General features: G+C 52.4%; 17 protein-coding genes. 7 read left to right on the forward strand and 10 right to left on the reverse strand.

Annotation, left to right across the window (positions count from 1 at the left end):
* Positions 1 to 50: 50 nt before the first annotated feature.
* From ACYVIY_RS09530 to ACYVIY_RS09545, 4 genes are all read left to right on the forward strand, one after another.
* Complete coding sequence (locus tag ACYVIY_RS09530; protein WP_460976094.1) at positions 51 to 836, forward strand: NIPSNAP family protein; 786 nt, start codon at positions 51 to 53, stop codon at positions 834 to 836.
* A 294-nt stretch (positions 837 to 1,130) separates the two neighbouring features.
* A complete protein-coding gene (locus tag ACYVIY_RS09535; protein ID WP_460976095.1) occupies positions 1,131 to 1,544 on the forward strand; it encodes a hypothetical protein in 414 nt (137 codons plus the stop codon).
* Between the two features lie 309 nt (positions 1,545 to 1,853).
* Positions 1,854 to 2,408, forward strand: coding sequence for a hypothetical protein (locus tag ACYVIY_RS09540; protein ID WP_460976096.1), 555 nt, complete (start codon positions 1,854 to 1,856; stop codon positions 2,406 to 2,408).
* Entirely contained in the window at positions 2,401 to 2,595 is a 195-nt protein-coding gene (locus ACYVIY_RS09545) for a hypothetical protein (protein ID WP_460976097.1), read from the forward strand. Before ACYVIY_RS09540 ends, ACYVIY_RS09545 begins: the two co-directional genes overlap by 8 nt.
* 56 nt (positions 2,596 to 2,651) lie before the next feature.
* Here ACYVIY_RS09545 and ACYVIY_RS09550 read toward each other — a convergent pair whose 3' ends face one another.
* The 5 genes from ACYVIY_RS09550 to ACYVIY_RS09570 form a co-directional block, all read right to left on the reverse strand.
* Positions 2,652 to 3,203, reverse strand: coding sequence for an RNA polymerase sigma factor (locus ACYVIY_RS09550; RefSeq protein WP_460976098.1), 552 nt, complete (start codon positions 3,201 to 3,203; stop codon positions 2,652 to 2,654).
* A gap of 269 nt (positions 3,204 to 3,472) precedes the next feature.
* Positions 3,473 to 4,807 (reverse strand): MFS transporter, encoded by a 1,335-nt coding sequence (locus ACYVIY_RS09555; RefSeq protein WP_460976099.1) that lies wholly within the window; start codon positions 4,805 to 4,807, stop codon positions 3,473 to 3,475.
* Positions 4,808 to 4,857: 50 nt separating this feature from the next.
* Entirely contained in the window at positions 4,858 to 5,643 is a 786-nt protein-coding gene (locus ACYVIY_RS09560) for an SDR family NAD(P)-dependent oxidoreductase (protein WP_460976100.1), read from the reverse strand.
* A 92-nt stretch (positions 5,644 to 5,735) separates the two neighbouring features.
* On the reverse strand, positions 5,736 to 6,794 hold the full coding sequence (locus ACYVIY_RS09565; RefSeq protein ID WP_460976101.1) for a sugar phosphate isomerase/epimerase family protein: 1,059 nt from the start codon (positions 6,792 to 6,794) through the stop codon (positions 5,736 to 5,738).
* A gap of 47 nt (positions 6,795 to 6,841) precedes the next feature.
* Positions 6,842 to 9,400: a DUF7133 domain-containing protein gene (locus ACYVIY_RS09570; protein WP_460976102.1), complete on the reverse strand. Its 2,559-nt coding sequence runs from the start codon at positions 9,398 to 9,400 to the stop codon at positions 6,842 to 6,844.
* A 274-nt stretch (positions 9,401 to 9,674) separates the two neighbouring features.
* On the opposite strand from ACYVIY_RS09570, the gene ACYVIY_RS09575 reads away from it, so the two are divergent.
* Positions 9,675 to 10,430, forward strand: a complete 756-nt coding sequence (locus tag ACYVIY_RS09575) for an SDR family NAD(P)-dependent oxidoreductase (protein WP_460976103.1) — start codon at positions 9,675 to 9,677, stop codon at positions 10,428 to 10,430.
* Between the two features lie 132 nt (positions 10,431 to 10,562).
* Here ACYVIY_RS09575 and ACYVIY_RS09580 read toward each other — a convergent pair whose 3' ends face one another.
* Positions 10,563 to 11,870 carry a lipoprotein N-acyltransferase Lnb domain-containing protein gene (locus ACYVIY_RS09580; RefSeq protein ID WP_460976104.1) on the reverse strand — a complete coding sequence of 436 codons (1,308 nt, stop codon included), beginning with the start codon at positions 11,868 to 11,870 and terminating at the stop codon, positions 10,563 to 10,565.
* Between the two features lie 265 nt (positions 11,871 to 12,135).
* Positions 12,136 to 12,303 (reverse strand): hypothetical protein, encoded by a 168-nt coding sequence (locus ACYVIY_RS09585; protein ID WP_460976105.1) that lies wholly within the window; start codon positions 12,301 to 12,303, stop codon positions 12,136 to 12,138.
* Here ACYVIY_RS09585 and ACYVIY_RS09590 point away from each other — a divergent pair.
* A complete protein-coding gene (locus ACYVIY_RS09590) occupies positions 12,302 to 13,192 on the forward strand; it encodes a porin family protein (RefSeq protein ID WP_460976106.1) in 891 nt (296 codons plus the stop codon). The genes ACYVIY_RS09585 and ACYVIY_RS09590 overlap by 2 nt on opposite strands.
* A 14-nt stretch (positions 13,193 to 13,206) precedes the next feature.
* Here the strand turns inward: ACYVIY_RS09590 and ACYVIY_RS09595 are convergent, their stop codons facing one another.
* The 3 genes from ACYVIY_RS09595 to ACYVIY_RS09605 all read right to left on the reverse strand — a co-directional run bounded on the left by ACYVIY_RS09595 (position 13,207) and on the right by ACYVIY_RS09605 (position 17,254).
* Positions 13,207 to 14,109, reverse strand: a complete 903-nt coding sequence (locus ACYVIY_RS09595; protein ID WP_460976107.1) for an FRG domain-containing protein — start codon at positions 14,107 to 14,109, stop codon at positions 13,207 to 13,209.
* 398 nt (positions 14,110 to 14,507) lie between these two features.
* Positions 14,508 to 14,873, reverse strand: coding sequence for a hypothetical protein (locus tag ACYVIY_RS09600; protein WP_460976108.1), 366 nt, complete (start codon positions 14,871 to 14,873; stop codon positions 14,508 to 14,510).
* Between the two features lie 140 nt (positions 14,874 to 15,013).
* The gene (locus ACYVIY_RS09605; protein WP_460976109.1) at positions 15,014 to 17,254 is read right to left on the reverse strand and encodes a T9SS type A sorting domain-containing protein; all 2,241 of its coding nucleotides are present in this window, start codon (positions 17,252 to 17,254) and stop codon (positions 15,014 to 15,016) included.
* Between the two features lie 102 nt (positions 17,255 to 17,356).
* On the opposite strand from ACYVIY_RS09605, the gene ACYVIY_RS09610 reads away from it, so the two are divergent.
* Positions 17,357 to 18,664, forward strand: coding sequence for a UDP-N-acetylmuramoyl-tripeptide--D-alanyl-D-alanine ligase (locus ACYVIY_RS09610; protein ID WP_460976317.1), 1,308 nt, complete (start codon positions 17,357 to 17,359; stop codon positions 18,662 to 18,664).
* The last annotated feature ends 73 nt before the right edge of the window (positions 18,665 to 18,737 follow it).

The raw sequence follows: 18,737 nt of genomic DNA on the forward strand, positions 1-18,737 counted from the left end.
TCATTATAAATGGAGTAATTTACTAACCTGTCTTTCTTCATAATTCAACTATGTCTAAACGGTATCTATTTCTTACACTCGGTTTACTCTTCAGCGCGCTTGCGTTCGCAAACCCAAAGCCAGTTAAACCTGTTTCCAGCGAGCCTACAGCAAGTTCTAAGTTTTACGAGGTACGTATCTATCACCCAACGCCGGGCAAGTACGCCGAGATTGTCGATCGGTTCCGGCAGTATACCTTAAAGATTTTCGAAAAACACGGCATGGAGAATATCGGTTACTGGACTCCCACCGATACGGCTCGCAAAGAACTTATCTACATTCTGGCGTACCCCAGCCGGGAGGCCCGCGATGCGTCATGGAAAGCGTTCGGCAGCGATCCGGAGTGGAAAGCCGTAGTTGCCAAAACAGAAGCGAACGGCAAGCTTGTCGCTTCCGTCGATCAGATTTTTATGACTGAGTCAGATTTGTCACCCGCCATCAAAGTCAAACAGCAATCGCCCGAGCGGACGTTCGAACTACGGACCTACACCGCAGCTCCTGGCAAACTGAATGATCTGCTCGCCCGGTTTCGTGACCATACCCGGAAACTGTTCAGTAAGCACGGCATGACGAACATTGGCTACTGGATCACCCAGGAAAAAGATCCGGCGGCACAACCCAAGCTGGTCTATATTCTGGCTCACCCCAGCGAAGCCGAAGGCAAACAGCATTTCGACGAGTTCCGTAAAGATCCGAAATGGGTGAAGGCGAAAGAAGAGTCCGAAAAGAATGGCCCGCTGACCACCAAAGTCGAATCGGTATACATGAAACCAACCGATTATTCGCCGATGAAGTAACGGGGGACGGCCCCTCTCACTACTTATTTGCTACGTCAAAACCGCAGGAAGACGCTGACTCGGCGTCTTCCTGCGGTTTTGCATTAATAGAATATTACTCGGTACTACGCTGTTGCCGTTGGGTATTGATAAAGTACTTTCGCTAAGCATGTTACGTGGCGTTCTAACAAATACCACTCATGGAGTAATATGACCCTTTAACCCAATAAGCGTATAGAGTAAGTCAGGCGCTTGTCTTTAAGGCATCCATTTCGTTTCAGATGCACTTGCTAACCTCCTCAAAATATAAGTCCGATGAATACGTTTTTTGGCCTCCTGATCATCACCCTCAGCCTTAGCTCGGCAACCGCAGCAACTCCTGACATGCAGGGTTACACGCGCACCCCTCACCCGACCCGGCTCGCTCGTTACCAAATGTCGGCGTACCTGTCGACAAACAATACAAAGCTGAATGTAAACGTAGACAAGCAACTGGGCGGACAAGTATACATTCACTTAAACGACCGGAGTGGAAATGTGCTTTTTGAGCGAATCCTGAATCCGGTAGAAACCAAAATTCGCTTAGCGCTGGACTTAACGGATTTAAGCGATGGGGATTACCTGTTAACGGTATCGAACGGACTGGACACGATCGTACGGGAAATAAAAATTGCTACTCCAAAGCCCGTAGATAAAAGTCGGCTGATAACCGTAGAATCGTCTATGTAAATACGCTCTAGCGGCACCCCCTTTATGCGTTTGCTACGCCAGAACGGTAGCTACCTGCCTGTTTACCATACCAAAACCCCTAATCCAGCCCACTTGACATCGAACGGGTTGGATTAGGGGTTCTGTATACGGGACGTCATCAGGTCAATCAACCAGTCCGAATGAACCAGATGCGATACGTTCAGCTGAAGGCCGTATCGACACGTAACGTCGGCCAATTCCCTACAAGAAAACTCGGGTAACCGCTGTATCTTACGGCTGTATTCGGGATCGACAATGACTTGTTGGAAAACGGCCTCACACGGAAAAATGCGTTATCTATCAGTGTTCTTCATACTGGTTTTCGTCGGATGTCCAAACGAAGCCTTACCACAATCCGAACGTAACGCAGCTGGCAAAGACGTTCCAAAACGGATTGTGACTTGGCCTTACCTACGAGCAATGGCCGCCTTTAGCGGAAATAAATCATTAATTGATCTGTTAATGACACATGGTCAACTCATTCCGAAGCCAACTTCCGGGGCAAAATCACCACTAGGAGACTGCGGCTTTAGCCCCTGGGATGATCCCTGTGATCCGGCAATTTTCGATGATCGCGATATTACCTCCACACGACTAGACATTCCGCTCGTATTCGACGACGAGACGCTGTGGTTATCGATCAACTCAACGTACCGGTTAAGTACGGGGCAGATTTTGCAAGCCTCGTCGGCGATTCATGGCCGTACCGGAACAACTACCTGGACTAGTATCAATAAAGGCTATCCAGTTGTACATATAGCCGAAGGTACGGTCACAATTATTACGTTCATGGTATACACGACCCCCAGTAGTGTGACCCACACATTTCGGGCGGGTGGGTGAGGTCAGTGGCAAAGCGATTCAAATTAACCTGACGGATGGGAAGGGCATTGAACAGACGCTAACGCAAGCCGGTATTCTGGACAGTCGCATCGATATTGATTTATCGACAGCCAGGGGGACAGGCTATATCCAGATGAACGACCTTAGCAGTCCAAAACTTAACTACCAGTTCAGCCCCAGCAATTGAACGGTGCAGTGCTAACGAGTTTGACCTCAACTGAATAATGACCTTGATGGCCTGACTTATTGGGCCAACTGCTGCTCACACATCCGGTAGACCTTATCCCGGCTTCGTTTGAGCCGCATTTTTACGGCGCTGGGGTTAATATTATACTGCTCCGCAATGGCATCAATGCTCAATCCTTTCTCGTATTTCAGTTGAAGCATTGCTTTTTCTTCCGTCGACAGTTTCGCCATGGCCTGATTAAGCAGATGTAACGTTTCCTGTTGCTGCAGGGCATCGTCTGAATCGGCAAGATCATGATCATCGTCGGTATCGAACGCAACCGTATTGCGCCGTTTGGCAACCCGAAGCTGATCTAAACAGTAGTTGGATGATATGGCGTGTAACCAGGTTGAAAAGGTCGAACGCTCTTTGAAGTTACCTAGTTTGCTGAATACCTTGATGAAGATGTCATGCGTAAAATCCTTGGCGAGTGCCGAGTCCTGCGTCATAGACAAACAACGTCTGTACACCTTATTTACGTAGCGATTATACAGGGTCTCAAAACATTGACTGGGATCCTCCGACAGATATTGGCGAATCAATTCTTCGTCGGTCAGGGTAGCGGCCATGGATGTTAATAAAATCGTGGTTTGGTAGGTTAATCAACAACTCTTTTGAGTTGTATTTACTTTAGACTGGAAAAGGTAAATTTAGATTCAAAATATTTACTAGACGGTACTTCTCAACGTAGCGTATTTATTCACTACGTAATCAGTTATAGCTTCCATTATTCATAAGCGCATTTGTTCACCTACTGATAATGAATCATTTAGATATGAATCCAGCGCATCTGGATACAACAGATTTAAGTCACAATTATTTTTGGTAACTTTTGAATTTATTCCCGTGTAGACAGCAACGCGTCGGCTTTTTCGCCGGTAACCGTTGCCCGTTCCACCTTGCCAACCAGGAATATATAGGAGCAGGCACCAACCAGTCCCAGCGCTCCGATAAATACCAGAGCCGGTTTGAAGTCACCGTCCTTAGCGAGATACCCAATGGCAATTGGAACCACAATAGACGCTAGGTTGCCCATGAAGTTAAAGACGCCCCCAGTTAAGCCGATCAGATGTCGGGGTGACAGGATGGAAACGAACACCCAGGAGATCAGAGCCATACCCGAACCGAAGAAGGCCAGCGCCATAAAGAAGATGATCAGGGCGGTATCGTTACTGTAGTTGGCGCCGATAATGCTCACCGATAACAGCAACCCAATAATGATCGGTGTCTTACGGGCCATACCCACCGACCGCCCCTGCTGAACCAGCCGATCCGAGATAAACCCGGATAGGAGCAAACCGGCACAGGCAGCCAGAAACGGCACGGACGCCAGGTAACCCGACTTAATAAAATCCAGCCCCCGGTACTTAACCAGATACGTTGGAAACCATGTCAGGAAGAACCAAAGCGTAGCGTTAACAGAAAACTGACCAATGTAAACACCCCATAGTGTCCGGGTTGAAAAAACCTGTCTGAAGTTACTCCAGCTCCATACCGAAGCCTGACCCGGCCGCTGCTCTCTGGCGCGAATTAACCCTCCACCTTCTTCAATGTAGTCCAGTTCGGCCTTATTTACCCCGTCGTGGTCCAGTGGATCTCGGTAGAAAAAATACCAGACCAGCCCCCAAACGATACCCACCAGACCTGTCGTTATGAACAACCCTTTCCAGCCCGCGTAATACTGAATCGTTGCCAGCACGGGCGTCAGAAACGCCAGTCCGATAAACTGTCCTGACACGTACATGGCAATAGCGGAGGCTCGTTCGTTATCGGGAAACCAGCTTGTTACGACCCGATTGTTGATGGGGTACGAAGGCGCTTCGAACGTACCGGTGGCCAACCGAAGCGCGAATAAACTCAGAAAGCCGTTGGCAATAGCCTGAGCCAGCGTAGCAATCGACCAGGTGATCAGACAGAATGCATACAGAATCCGGGGACCAAACCGATCGGCAATCAGTCCACCCGGAATTTGCAGCGCGGCATAAGCCCAGCCAAACGCGGAGAAAATATAGCCCAATTCAACCGTGGACAGTTCCAGGTCTTTACCCAGCGCCGTAGCGGCCACCGAAATGTTCGCCCGGTCCAGGTAATTAATGGCTACGTTTACGAAGACGAGCGCCAGCATTGCGTACCGGACGCGGGTGGGTTTAGTTTTCCCGGTTGTCTGTTCCATAGTGAAGGGGGTTAGGGCGTGTTACGGGTCTTTTTAGGTCTTCTGAGTGATTAACGGGCCGTCCAGCCCCCGTCGACGGTGAGCATGGAGCCAACCATGTAACTCCCGGCTTCGCTGGCCAGGAAGATAGCCGCGCCCTGAATCTCGCGCATCAGTCCCCACCGGCCCAGGGCCGTAGCGCCAACCACAAACTTCTTACCTTCTTCGGTGTCGGCAATGGGCGCATTCATCTCCGTTAGAAAAGGTCCAGGACAAATCGCATTGACATTGATGTTGAACGGAGCCAGTTCCAGCGCGAGGGCACGGGTCATCTGCACAACGGCCCCTTTGCTGGCGGTGTAAGGGGTTCGGTTCGCTAACCCGACCAAGCCCAGCGTACTCGCCAGGTTGATGATGCTGCCCCGGCCGTTCTGTTTCATATAGGGCGTAACGGCTCGGCAGCACAACCACGTACCGTTTACGTTCACCGTCAACACTTTGGTAAACTCGTCGGCGGTCAGTTCATCAATAGCACCCCGAATGTTAATCCCCGCGCTGTTGATGAGGATATCGATCTGGCCAAAAGCCGCTACGGCAGCCTTTGCCATAGCTTCGGTCTGGTCCTGCTGCGTAATATCGGCGGGGAAGGAAATAGCGTTGATGCCATATTGCTGACTTAGCTGCTCGGCGGCTTTCGCACCCTCCTCGGCGGTGCGGTTGACCAGCATCAGGTTTGCACCGGCCGAGGCCAGGCCAGCGGCCATGGCAAAGCCCAGTCCTTTTGATCCGCCAGTAACGATGGCCGCTTTTCCTTGTAAGTTGAATTGATTAATGCCTGGAAGGGTTTCTGTAGTCATGCGGGTACTAGATAAAGTTGTTCACTACGTAGCTACTGGGCTACGTGATTCAAGTTCGAAAATTAGTTTGCGTAGAGTTGCTTCGGCTGCGCTTACCGGATCGCTAATCGGTCTTTGCTGTACGTAAGGCAGGAAACGATGTTATTCTCCTCAGCGGCCAGCCGATCTTCGGGCCCCAGTTTAGCGATTCGGGGTAACGCAGTTGCGGGCTTATGGTGGCGAACCATCTGCAACGTCCGGGCGAGATCGTTGCCCGATACGTCGGTAAACGTAGCCCAGTAGTCGTCTTTGAGGCACGGGATTTCCAACGGATCGCGGGTGATCATCTCCAGGTTGAACGTTACGTTGGGATTGTGCTGTTTGCAAAGCGCAATCATTTTCGGCAGGTCAAGGATTCCCTCGCCTAAGGGTACCTCCGACAGCAGAAACCCATCGGCGTACTCCTCTACTCCCATGTCTTTTACGTGGGTAGACACTACGTAAGGCACCAGCGTCTGCACCACTTCCATCGGATGTTCGAGCAGGGCGATGCTGTTGCCAAAATCCAGCGTAACGCCGATCCATTCCGAGTTGAGCTGTTTCATCATAGCGGCTAGCTCCTTCGCCCGCCAGTCTTTATGATTCTCGACGGCCAGTTTAACTTTGTGCTTCCGCAAAACGGGTTCGGCCAGTTGAAGCGACGCCAGGGCATTTTTCTTCACCGTCTGAAACTCCTCGGCTGAGTGATACGTCTCATAGCGCCGACCGCTGGAACAAACGGTTCGCAAAATATGTACACCGGCCTCCTTGGCATTGGCTACTTCCTGCTCGAAGCGGGCAACATCCCCAGCGTTTTTGGGTACCCCGATAGATCCTTCGAGGTACAGGCCCAGCTTTTCCCGTCGGTCGCGTACTTTTTTGGCGAAATCAGTCGTCCAGTTGCCCACTACCACCTGCGCCCCACCTGCACCTAACTGGTGGCAGTGCTCGATCAGGTCGATGGCGTTAGCAAAAGCGGGATATTTACTGCTTTCCACCTTAGAGTTCCACCGCATCCCGTACGAGTGCACGACAATACCCATCGGCACATCTTTAAAAAATCCCGAGAAGTCAGGAAAAGAAAGGGCGGCTACACCTACAGAGGCCTTCTGCAAAAACGCTCGTCTGTACATTCGAGTAAGGGTTAAGGTCTTGTTTAGTTCGTACGAACAGGGAGCGGTTACTTTCCGCTGGTGGCTTTTGCTTCCACCGTCTGCTTCGTCAATTCTTTAGCCGTCCAGGGAACAACCCGCCCCTGCGACGTAACGCGGGTCATGCCAACCAATCGTTTGCTGATCGGACCGGCGTCGTTGGTCCAGGCGTTGCGGATATACATCAGAATCGAGGAAATAACCGCGTCGTCCATGGTCGAGTGCGCGGGCATGACGGTCAATATATCCGGCGCATCGTAATGCTTGCCCGCTACGTCGATCGGTCCTTCCATGCCATGCAGCAGAATGAGCGCCAGCCGTTTTTCGTCACCGGTTACCCATTCAGAGCCGTTCAGTGGTGGAGCAAACCGCTTCAGGCCGTTCCCGTCGGTACCATGGCAACCCGCGCAGGTGGTGAGGTAGTGCTGCCGCCCCAAGGCAAACAGCTTTTGGTCGTCGGGACCTAATTGATTTTTTTTCACCGCAACACCAGCCTGAGCCGTATGCCCCGGCCACTCAAAAAGCGTATTAAGTGCCAGGAGCTTCGACGGATCAACCTTGTTCGACGCACGAGTCATGATCAAGGGCGCAGCAGCCAGTTTTATCGGTTTTGCTTTACGGTCGGTTCCGGTTGTTAGGCCGTTCAACAAGGCGTTCTGCCGCCAACCGAACGATTTCCGGTCACCATCGAGCATCGTCAGCAGGGCCGTCATTTCGGTGGGATTTCGCTTACGTACCACTGCCGTACTCAGCATTTCCAGAAATATTTCTTTGTTCGGGTCGTTCGCCTGCCACTTCGGCGACGTCCACAGGTGCTGTAGAAAAGCAAATTCCTGATTTTGCAGACTACTCAGCGCAGCATCACGAATCAACGCCATATCGCCATACCGCTCCACGATACCCGTTAATAACGGCTGAGCGGCTTTCGGAGCCAGCGCCTGGGCCGAAAGCGCCATTTGTAAAATCTGCTCAACGGGTGCTTTCTCCCAGTTTGCCAGCAGGATTTCGCCCACCCGGGTCTGCACCTGCCTGTCGGCGCTGGCGATGGGTTCGAGTAACCGTAGGGCCGTTGTCCGAACCAGGGCGTTTTGATCCGTAAGTAAGGGCATCAGCACCTCAGCCCGACCCAACTTCAGACCGTCCAGCGTCCATAAGGCATGGAATCGTCCCAACGGATTATCGCCTTTCGTGGCCAGGTCGGTAAGCGCCTGCTGTACGCTTTTGTCGTTACGTTCAACCAGCAGCCGCTGGGCCATATCGCGATACCAGCCGTCGGGGTTCGACAAATAGCCAACCAACTCCGGAGTTGCGCTTTTAGATAATTTCTTAGGGCTGGACGGCTGCCAGTTTTCGGGTACAATTCGCCAGATTCGGCCGCGGTTTACCGGCAGCACCAGCTTACGCGCCAGGGTCTGTTCTTTGAGGTAAGGCGTAATGTAGGCCCCGTGCTGCACCAGTCCCCGGTACATATCCGCTACGTAAAGCGCACCATCCGGGCCGGTGGCGAGGTTCACCGGCCGGAACCGTTCATCGGTCGAGGCCAGAAACTCCCGGCCGGGATGCGGATCGCGGGCGGTCATCAACACGCCCTGCTCGTCTACTACGTTCCGTTTTACGAGATTACCGGCGGGTTCGCACACAAACGCATTGCCGTAAAAAGCCGCAGGCAGGGCCTTGCCGCGGTAGACAAGCGGTGAACAGGCCGCCGTAAATTCCAGCAGACTGCCTTTGTCATCGAGCGTACCGGGTATATAGCCGCGGTTCACCGCCGGGTTGGGACGTATCGGGTAAATGCGCCGGTCAGTTGTGACGCCATAATCGATGCCGGTCGTTGGCGTATGGTTTTTATTGCGGGATAAATAGTTCGGCGGAACCAGATCGGCGTGCAGCTGCGACCAGTTGTAATTATAAAACAGCCGCCCTTTGTCGTCGTGGCTAATGCCCCACTGCCCGCGAAACTCGGTAGAGTCCCGCTGCCATGTTCCGGCTTCGGTCAGTCGGTACCGCAGGCGCGATTTGGCGTTGTAGTACCAGTTGTCCATACTCCGCCACAGTCCATTACCGGCGTGTTCGGGTAATCCTCCCCCGGCGTATTTCTGATCGATAAGGACTTTCGTATCGGCTTTCAGATCACCGTTCAGGTCTTTTGTCAGCCAGAGGGCTTCGTTTTCGGCCACCAGCGCTCCACCCGGAATCAGGGCCAGCGCCCTCGGCATCACTAAACTATCGAGGTATACGGTACTGGCATCCATAACGCCATCGCCGTTCTTATCTTCCAGGATCGAAATGCGGCCAACCCGCTCCTTTTCGCCTTCACCGTCGATGGTTGGCATGAAGCCGCGCATTTCAACGACCCAAAGCCGACCGTCTTCATCGAACGTAATGACTACAGGGTCCTGAACCATCGGCTCAGCTGCAACCAGTTGTATTTTTAAGCCGGGCTCCAGTTGAAACGTCGATAATTCCTGAGCGGGGGTAAGCGCGGGCGACGGGCCGTCATCCAATGTTTCTCCAAACTTTGCCGTAAAGCTCAGGAGGCCTAAAAGGCAAGCTCCGAGCAAGTATGTATACTGAGCAGGCTTAACCATGATACGTCGTTTCGCTATAGGCTAGTATCGGAATGTTTGTGATTTATGTTTTATATTCTCCGGTATAACAAAGCGGTGGAGCTATGGCAATTACTCCTAACGCTTCGTTAATAATTGATATAACGTTTGAGTAAGCCGTTACGATATTTTGGCTTCTATAGATCAGACACCCGACTATGGCAGCCGACTTGTTGGCGATCCGGTCCGACGACTACAGTCCTATTTTCAGGCATCCAATATATCACAATCAATACGTTAATTCACAATTCAGTTTATGTCAGCACGATTTCTAAATCAGGTTGCAGTGATTACGGGCGGGGCCGAAGGCATCGGAAAAGCTATTGCCAGCCGACTCGCTTCGGAAGGTGCCCTTGTCGTGTTGTTCGACATCAATCAGGCGTTACTGGAACGTACCGTTGGCGAGTTTACCCAGCAGGGTTATACCGTGAGCGGTCACGTAGTGGATATAGCCCAGGAAACGCCGGTGCGGGAAGTCATGCAGGCGGTAGAAACAACCTATGGCCGTCTGGACATTCTGGTCAACTCCGCCGGCATCGTAGGCCCGACCAGTACTAAAATCACCGACTATTCGGTAGACGAGTACGACCGGGTTTACCAGATCAATTTGCGCGGGGCTTTTCTGGTGACGAAGTACGCTATTCAGGTGATGGAGAAGGCGAACTACGGCCGAATTCTTCACCTGGCGTCCATTGCCGGTAAAGAAGGCAATCCGTTCATGGCCGGGTATTCGTCCATGAAAGCAGGCGTTATTGGCCTGGTCAAAGGCATCGGGAAAGAGTACGCCGAAACCGGCATTACGGTGAACGGACTGGCTCCAGCCGTGATCAGAACCGCCATGAACGAAAACACCGCACCTGAGCAATTGGCCTACATGACAGCCAAAATTCCGATGAAGCGGCTGGGCACCGTAGACGAAGTGGCAGCCCTGGCGTCCTGGATTGTCTCGGCAGAAGCGAGTTTTACTACAGGCTTCATTTTCGACCTATCCGGCGGACGGGCTACGTACTGATCTTATCCACAACAAACCCATTCTGCAATGTGGATAAGGTCAGTCATTTATTTCTAAACAGTCCATATTACGCGAGTGAAGTATTGTTCGAGAAGAAAGCGGATACACTTGACTTTGGGAGAACGGCAGCTGTTAAGTAACCTGGGTGTGTACCTGGCTCCTGGTTAAGACGGGTTGACAATTAACCAGACAACGAACCAATAACATGAGAGGATAGACGATATCAACCCCTCCCGGTATCTTCGATAGAGCCATGCCCAGCCCAATAAATAAGGCCGTGATTCCAAAATATATGGCGCGTAGTCGCAACGTCGCACTTGACCGGGTAACCCAAAAAACGAATGGCAGATGAAGTGGCATTAAAACCAACAGAGTTGGATTCCAGGACGTAACGCCATCATCTCTTATCATCCATAATACTAGTAAAAACCAGCCTAGAAAGCCCGACACACCAAATAAGAGCCGATCCAGCCAGCGGTCAGCTTTCTTGCCACTGACATAACGCCGTACCTTTAAGCCAGTCACTAGTATGCTTAACAGGGTAAATACAACAATGGGAGTTGCAACAAAGGGAGTCGGCTGATGTACTATCTTCTGGGCTGCGAACAGCGTTTGTTCACGTTGTATGAGTGGTATCACCTGCCCAGTAGACTGCCTGATGGTCGCCTGACGTAGTTGGTCAGCCAACTGATCGGGCAGATACATGGCCTGCCAGCCATCGGTTTGTTGATCAGACGGTTTTCCTAAAGCCAGGTTCATCCCCAATTGGTACCAAGGCTGCGCCGTCAAATACTCATTCATCCAATCCCGATACGACTTACCCGTCATGCGTAGTCGGTGGGGAATCATCAGACTGTCTCCACAAGCATCGGCAATCATATCGCGGGGCCGTGTAGCACAGTTGTCGTAGTAGAATTTGTAGCGGTAGTACCGGTTTTGAGCTAAACAATTCGTCTCTAAAGCATCAATGAGTCGCTGACGTTGGGTGGCCGAGAGATTCAACAGCTGCTCCTGAATGCTGCGATTTGTCTGTTGATAATAATACGCCACTTCACGTAAAGGATGGACCTCCACATAGTAGGACAAAGTGCCACTCAAGAATTTTGGAATGAACCAGCTTGCCCTGTAATTAAACCCTCCATAGCTGTAATTCTGATCGATGCCGAGTATCGGATCAACAAGGCGAATTTCGGTGTGACCAAAACGGGATGAAATATCATCGTCTCCCGGTCCGTAGGTGATCAGACTAATCCGGGCGGCCGATGAAAGTTGCTGACTAACTGCATAATAACTGGATACTCCAACAAAACAGGCTAGCTGGAACAGGAAGACTAACCATCGGATCACATCCAATCTGCTGACCACCCTGGTGGTTGCCCTGGTCACTTTTCTGGCACCTTGATTCGTTAGCAGTAGTTGGTTGGGCGTATGTAAACTCATCAAACGTATCGCTTTGGTGCAAGATACTATTTCGGAGCGGTCGACCTAAACGTTGAGCATCATGTCCGTCTCCTGAAACGTCCCTTTTCCAGGCAACCTGACCAGGCGGATCAGGATGTTTTTAGAGAATGGCTGCTGGTTTACATCGTCATTTTACAAATCGACCGCAACGGCGGCCCTTGTCTTACTTTCAGCTAGTAGTTGAGTTAATGATACAAACACCTAGTGTTTGTCTACTCCCTTACTAATCGTAAAATCCGTCATTTTACAGTTGGCCGTTGCCAGATGAAATGGCAAATACCCCATTTACGCTAAAAGTCACTTTAAGGTGGCCTTTGTTCAGTTCAGCCCGTTCCTCTTCCAGTTCATGCAGGCAGGCGCTGGCTGGCCCCACGGCATCCACCAACTTTGGGGACGTAAACAACAACCTCATGAACAAATTCATACCTTTCCTCGCCTTTGCGGTTTTGCCCTTCAGTTTGTCGGCTCAGTCTAAACCCGCCACGCGCAAACCAGCAACGCACACGGCTTCGCGATCAGTTGCAGCCCGGTCAACAACAGTCCGTAAAGCAACGACCACCGCAAAACCTGCGCCCACAGTAGCGAAAGCAACTCAGCCAGCAGCCACCGCCAGCGCGGCCCCTTCTCCGTTAGTGCAGGAACAGCCAGCGGCAGCACCACTCGCAACCGCCCAGGCAGCGACCACCAGCCGCCCAACGCCAACTCCAAAACCGGTACGTAGGCAGACCAGCGAGAGTCGGGTTCACATTGGCTTTCGGCTGGGTGGTAACTCGTCGACCTTCGGCGGAGTCGATGCCTCGTCGGTTGGCGAAGGCGTAAAACTTACCCGCGTCACCGGTTTCCACGGCGGGGTTGTCTTTAACTTCGGTGGTCCGTCGTTCTCGGTCCAGCCCGAGATTTTATACACCCAATACGGAGTACGGTTCACAGCGGGGGCTGACTATCTTCAACTTAAGTACAATGTAGTAGAGGTGCCCGTTCTCCTGAAAGCTACGTTTGGCCAACCCAATCTGCGGGTGTTCATCAACGCCGGTCCGGTCGCTACGTATGCAATCAACGGCACCGTTTCAGCGCTGGAAAGCGGCCAGTCAGGCTCGCAGGCTCTCGATATGACCAACGAAGGTCGGTTAGCCTACGGCGCGACGGGTGGCCTGGGCATTGCCCTGCAGGCTGGTCCGGGTAAGGTTCAGCTCGAAGGCCGGTACAGCTACCTGGTGTCGGGGCAGAACGATGGCGGCTCGCAAACGAAACCGCAGAACGCCATGCTGTCGATTGCGTATCTGCTGCCGCTCGGCCGGTAGATTGCCAACGAACGTTATTCGGTTTTCATAGAAGGCTGTTGGCTACTGTCTATGTAGTCAGCAGCCTTTACGTTATCTGGGGCGGCCTGCTGTTGTTCATCCTGAACAACTTCCTGATCTGGTGCTTCCATAGCCGCGCGTGGTTGAATGTATTGCCGACGTAACCAGCGACTGAGACCATCCAGGCCCGGAAATAGTACGCGTTCGTTTATGTTCGCCTGATCCAGCTTATCCCGGATTTCCCACTTTAACCGGTGATCAATAACAACCCGGCGGAACATATCGGGGCGGGTTTCCAGCCATCGACTCATACCCACCGCCGGATTGGATAATACCGAAAAAAGTGCGTATTGATTGATAATTCGTTCATCGATGGAAGGCGGCTCAAAGAAAAGCGCGAATGAATCATCAGCCAGGTCGTCAAACTCTCGCAACGAATGCAACTGGCTCAACATATCGACGGTGAATACGTCGGCCCCTTCTTCGTCAAGCAGCTTAGTTAATGAATGGGGTAATTCGCGGTGGACCTTTTTGTAATCAACGCACCAGATCGCACCATCGCGGTCATAGAGTTCTAGAGTTGCCGTTACGAAATGGAGTGCTACGTAGGGCGAGAATGTCCAGTCCAGCAACCGCGTCGGTAACCCATGATGCTGCGCTACGGACAGCCAGTACCAGAACGAGTCACGTTCGGCTACGTTGTTGAGGGCGTATTTTTTAAAATTACGAAGCAGGTGTCCTTCAATATTTCCGCACTCGTCGCCCATCCGCATCAGCGAGGTATCGAGGGTAAAGTTGACATCAGGTAGTCCACGAAACGCAAACGACGGCCGAAACCGGCCCAGTTCAGGCGTCCAGGCGTTTTCGTACAAATAATCCATCAACTGAACCCACGAAGTAGCGCGTGTTTCATCCATAGCCGCTCACAGTTAAAGCAATTGGCCAGTTGGCCAGTAATCGCTCTTATTAACTCTTGTTGTCAACTAGGGTTACCTAGATCCCTATTCTGCCACCAAAAAGTTAGGCTACTGCACAGAGCGGGTATAAGACTATACTGCAAACTTCCTTCCCCAAGCTGTACCCCTCCCAACCTCCCCTACAAGGGGAGGAGTTTTAATCGGCAAGTTTTGCTCCTCCCCTTGTAGGGGAGGTTGGGAGGGGTAATTAAGGGCAACACGTACCTCAAACCGGTATAGGTTGATCTAACTTTCCCCCTTATCTCACCAGTAAAGAGGCAAGGAGTGAGAGTACACAGGCAAAAAAAGTCCCAAACGGCGTACTGCCATTTGGGACCAGGATCGTTGCCTCTGAGGTATTAGTAGCGCTCGTTTCCTTCTTCCTCGTCTTCGGCCAGTTCGGATATTTCCTGATCCAGCTCATCGTCGGAGAGGTCGTCATCCAGCAAATCGCTGGGCAGATCGTCCATGTCTTCGGCGTTGGAGACTTCATCCGTAGCATGGCGGGCCGTAGCCGTATCGGTATATAAAAGCGTATCCGTGGCTTCATCGTCACCCCGGTTCATTACGTCGGGGTCGTTGTTTACGCCTAAACCAGCGTACGCAATTACGTCCTCTTCGTTGTTATTTTCGGGCATATTGGTGTGCTGGGGCGACATGCCCTCCAATGGGCCACCCGTATTTCCATCTATAGGCTGCTGATCAGCATTGTTTATATTTTCCATATAAAAAACGGCTTCTGGCGAATAACCGCCAAGGTTAGTGATACATAGTTAATGACCTGATGCCTGCTCATGAAGCGGAGCCCACCAGCAGGCAATGCGTCAACAGTTCACTAACCACGAATCCTCAAAAGAGTTTGCCGTTACCGCCAGACAACTACTTTCTGCACCTGCGCCGGGCGGTTGTCGGCCTGCAATCGCAGGATATACGTACCGTCGGGCACACTGCTTAGATCGAGCACCGTTTCAGCCTCATTCCGCACCGTCTGAACGGGTAGCATCGACTGACCCGACAACGAAATCAGCTCCAGGCGACCCTCGTATGGCGGACGTACTGTAAGGTAACGATCCGTTGGATTCGGGAACGCCCACGGGCCAGTCGGTTCTTCTATGACTCCCGTTACGACTACCTTTTGCGAGGTGTTTTTGAGATACCGCACCCCACCCGTCCGGCTACCCAGCATCAGGTCGGGCAGTTGATCGCCGTCGAGGTCGGCGGCAGTGGCAATCAATTCCAGACCAGGCGTTCCAATCGAAGCGAGCGAATCGAGCAAGGTCAGCGACTGATCGGGCCGATCGGGAAACTGATACACACGCACCTGCCCATTCTGCGTAGCTGCGATCAACTCGTTTTTCTGGTCGCCGTTCAGATCAGCCACCACCAGTGAGCGAGCCTTCGTATCAAATGAATTACCCACCGTAAACCCGCCAAAATTCTGATTTTGCAGTTGAAAAACAGGTGCCGTCGCCGTTCCGGCATTGCGGAAATAATGGATGGTTCCGTCGGATTTCCCAACCAGCAAATCCGGCTTTCCGTCGCGGTCCACATCGACGACTGTCGGTAGCTCACTAAGCTGCACCCGGTCGGGCGTTGGCCACTTTGTCGCACCAGCCAGATTATACTGAACAGCCGCTCCTTTCGGCGCTGCGTTAAACAACACCCGAATATCGAGCCGTTGTCCGTCGTTTCCGGTCAACACCAGGTCAGTGCTGCCATTCCCATCGACATCGGCAAACGAAGGCACTACGTTGCTCAAGGCGACCGTCTTGCTGATATTCAGGTAATCCGTGGTCACCAGCGCGAAGGCGGGATTCTGAAGGGTTCCTTTATTTTCGAAGTGCCAGATACCCGCCCGGTACTCCTTACCAACAGTCGTGCCGCTATAACCGATCAGCAGATCCATGTCCCCATCGCCGTCGAGGTCAGCCAGGGCGGGGGCGGCTCGTTCACCAAGGTCGATCATGTCGGCCTGCAAGAAATTCTTCTGGACCAACTGAAAATCTGGCTTCTGATTGGTACCGGTATTTTTGTAATACCAGGCCGAGGCTTTGAAATCGTAGGCCAGCCCGTCGTTCAGGTCAACGTTAGGCGAGGCCAATAGATCTTTCAGGCCGTCACCATCGACGTCTTCCCAGAACGTAGCGGGAAAAGCGGGAAAACGTATGGGCTCACGGGCTGGGTACAGGCTATCGAAACTCGTGAAATTGGCTTGTTCCGAATTGGGGCCCGTGTTACGTAGCAGGGCCGTATTTTCGCAGGAAACAAAGCCGAACAGCAGGTCTTTGGTTCCGTCACCGTTGGCATCGATCGCCATCAGCGTATTACCCGTATGCTGGGGCCGGGCTCCGCTGGGTTTCGGGTCAACGCGGCCCGCGCCCGTACCTATATCGCACTGAACACCGAAGGTAAAGTCGTTGCAGAATTCTTTCGTGAAGTGTCCCCAGCAAAGACCACCCATGCGCTTGAAGTCCGAAATGTCTTTTTTGCCGGTTGTTTCAACGCTCATGTTCTGCTGATAGGCCACCAGATTTCCGCTCGGGTCGAACGTAATGATGTCTATATCGCCATCACCGTCATAGTCCGTAATGGCGGGCATATCTGTTCCTCCTACGTACAAAGGCAGCTTTCCGTTGAATCCCTCCGTAATGAGCCGGTCGCTTACGAGCCGAAAGACGGGCTGGCCGTTCTGGCCTTCGTTGCGAAAGACCCGCACCGTACCCGTTCCGTAGGTAAACATATCTTTCCGTCCATCGCCGTCGTAATCGACCAGGAGCATCCAGCTGTACACAAACGGGAAAGCGCCTTCATATTCGGGAGCGTACTGCCAGGCAGTGCCATTGCCGGTCGGGTTGTCGATGGCGACGAACGTATGTACTTTGTTGATGGTCCGGTCGAACACAACCAGATCCTCGCGGGCGTCGTCGTTTAGCCGCATGGTCGAGTACTGGGTCGCGTTCAGGCCACCTACCCATGGGTTTAGCATGGCACGCCCGTCGATGCTGACGGTGGGCCGCTGATCATACCGAAACGAAATTTTTCCGCCCGACTGCGCCTGAGCAACTACAGCCAGCAGACAACCAACCAGCGTAAACGCCTTTTTCATCTATATTTGAGGGATTCTTGTCATCATCCGGGGCCATACCATCTGGCCCTTGACAAGTTGGATGATGCTCTTACCAAAGAACGAAGAAGCCCCGCTTTTGTGATGCTGTCTACCGAACAACTATACCATAAATTTCAGGAATGTCTGGGCGTATCGACGGATACCCGCCGGATTACGCCCGATTGCCTGTTTGTCGCCCTGAAAGGCGCGAGCTTCGACGGCAACCAATTTGCCGAACAGGCCCTGGCATCGGGAGCCCGCTACGCCCTTGTCGACGACCCGGCCGTTGCTCAGCGCGACCCACGCTGCCTGCTTGTTCCAGATAGTCTGACGGCCTTGCAGGATCTGGCCCGCCATCATCGCCAAACCTTTACGTTCCCGGTTATCGGCCTGACCGGCTCCAACGGCAAGACCACCACCAAAGAACTGATTGCCGCGGTCTTGTCAAAAAGCTACCGGACCTATGCCACCGTCGGCAACCTCAACAATCACATTGGCGTACCCCTTACGCTGCTGTCGCTCAATGAGCAGTGTGAAATGGCGGTGGTCGAAATGGGCGCGAACCACCAGAAAGAGATAGAGTTGCTTTGTTCCATCGCCCAGCCCTCGCACGGCCTGATTACCAACGTTGGCAAGGCACACCTGGAAGGGTTCGGCGGAATTGAAGGCGTCCGCAAAGGCAAGGGGGAACTGTATGATTACCTGGCCCAAAACGCGAAGACGGTCTTTATCAACTCCCGCGACACGGTGCTGACGGCCATGTACCGCGAACGGCTGAAAAGCATCCGGTCAGAAACTACGTTTGCCGAAGCGATTTTTTACCCCGGCGACCCCACCGAACTGCTTCAGGAATCGCCGGTGGTTAAGTATCGTGACGCGACCGGCGAAGAAGTCACGACGCACTTACCCGGCCGACACAACTTCGAGAACATCCTGGCCGCACTGGCCATCGGTCAGTATTTTGGTATATCACTCCAGGACGCGAACCATGCCGTGGCCGACTATAATCCAACCAATAATCGGTCGCAGATTATTGCAAAAGGCACGAACACCGTTCTGCTGGATGCGTATAACGCCAACCCCAGTTCGATGGCCGCAGCTATCCGGCAATTTGCGGCTATGCCCGCTAAACGCAAAATGGTGATCCTGGGCGATATGTATGAGCTGGGCGACGAAAGCGAAGCCGAACATGCAGCGCTGGGTAAGCTCATCGCCGAAGCCAAGTTTGACACCGTTATTCTGGCGGGAAAAGACATGAAGTTTGCCCTCAGCTACCTGCCCAAAGCGTATTACTTCCCCGATAAATTTTCGTTGCATAACTGGGTGATGGACAACCCTATGACTGACACCTACGTATTAATAAAAGGGTCGCGGGGCATGAGTTTAGAGACCGTTGTGCCTTTCATATAACAAGCGAGTAGGTAATTGCTGACGCGGGGATATGCATCAGCAACTTCTATTGCCAACCATCTGACGGACCGCT

Source organism: Spirosoma knui, assembly GCF_054780635.1.

Coding starts and splice junctions, on each gene's coding strand:
- ACYVIY_RS09535 (WP_460976095.1), top strand. CDS start 1,131: ATGAATACGTTTTTTGGCCTCCTGATCATCACCCTCAGCCTTAGCTCG.
- ACYVIY_RS09575 (WP_460976103.1), top strand. CDS start 9,675: ATGTCAGCACGATTTCTAAATCAGGTTGCAGTGATTACGGGCGGGGCC.
- ACYVIY_RS09550 (WP_460976098.1), bottom strand. CDS start 3,203: ATGGCCGCTACCCTGACCGACGAAGAATTGATTCGCCAATATCTGTCG.
- ACYVIY_RS09605 (WP_460976109.1), bottom strand. CDS start 17,254: ATGAAAAAGGCGTTTACGCTGGTTGGTTGTCTGCTGGCTGTAGTTGCT.
- ACYVIY_RS09580 (WP_460976104.1), bottom strand. CDS start 11,870: ATGAGTTTACATACGCCCAACCAACTACTGCTAACGAATCAAGGTGCC.
- ACYVIY_RS09570 (WP_460976102.1), bottom strand. CDS start 9,400: ATGGTTAAGCCTGCTCAGTATACATACTTGCTCGGAGCTTGCCTTTTA.
- ACYVIY_RS09590 (WP_460976106.1), top strand. CDS start 12,302: ATGAACAAATTCATACCTTTCCTCGCCTTTGCGGTTTTGCCCTTCAGT.
- ACYVIY_RS09595 (WP_460976107.1), bottom strand. CDS start 14,109: ATGGATGAAACACGCGCTACTTCGTGGGTTCAGTTGATGGATTATTTG.
- ACYVIY_RS09565 (WP_460976101.1), bottom strand. CDS start 6,794: ATGTACAGACGAGCGTTTTTGCAGAAGGCCTCTGTAGGTGTAGCCGCC.
- ACYVIY_RS09540 (WP_460976096.1), top strand. CDS start 1,854: ATGCGTTATCTATCAGTGTTCTTCATACTGGTTTTCGTCGGATGTCCA.
- ACYVIY_RS09560 (WP_460976100.1), bottom strand. CDS start 5,643: ATGACTACAGAAACCCTTCCAGGCATTAATCAATTCAACTTACAAGGA.
- ACYVIY_RS09555 (WP_460976099.1), bottom strand. CDS start 4,807: ATGGAACAGACAACCGGGAAAACTAAACCCACCCGCGTCCGGTACGCA.
- ACYVIY_RS09610 (WP_460976317.1), top strand. CDS start 17,357: ATGCTGTCTACCGAACAACTATACCATAAATTTCAGGAATGTCTGGGC.
- ACYVIY_RS09585 (WP_460976105.1), bottom strand. CDS start 12,303: ATGAGGTTGTTGTTTACGTCCCCAAAGTTGGTGGATGCCGTGGGGCCA.
- ACYVIY_RS09530 (WP_460976094.1), top strand. CDS start 51: ATGTCTAAACGGTATCTATTTCTTACACTCGGTTTACTCTTCAGCGCG.
- ACYVIY_RS09600 (WP_460976108.1), bottom strand. CDS start 14,873: ATGGAAAATATAAACAATGCTGATCAGCAGCCTATAGATGGAAATACG.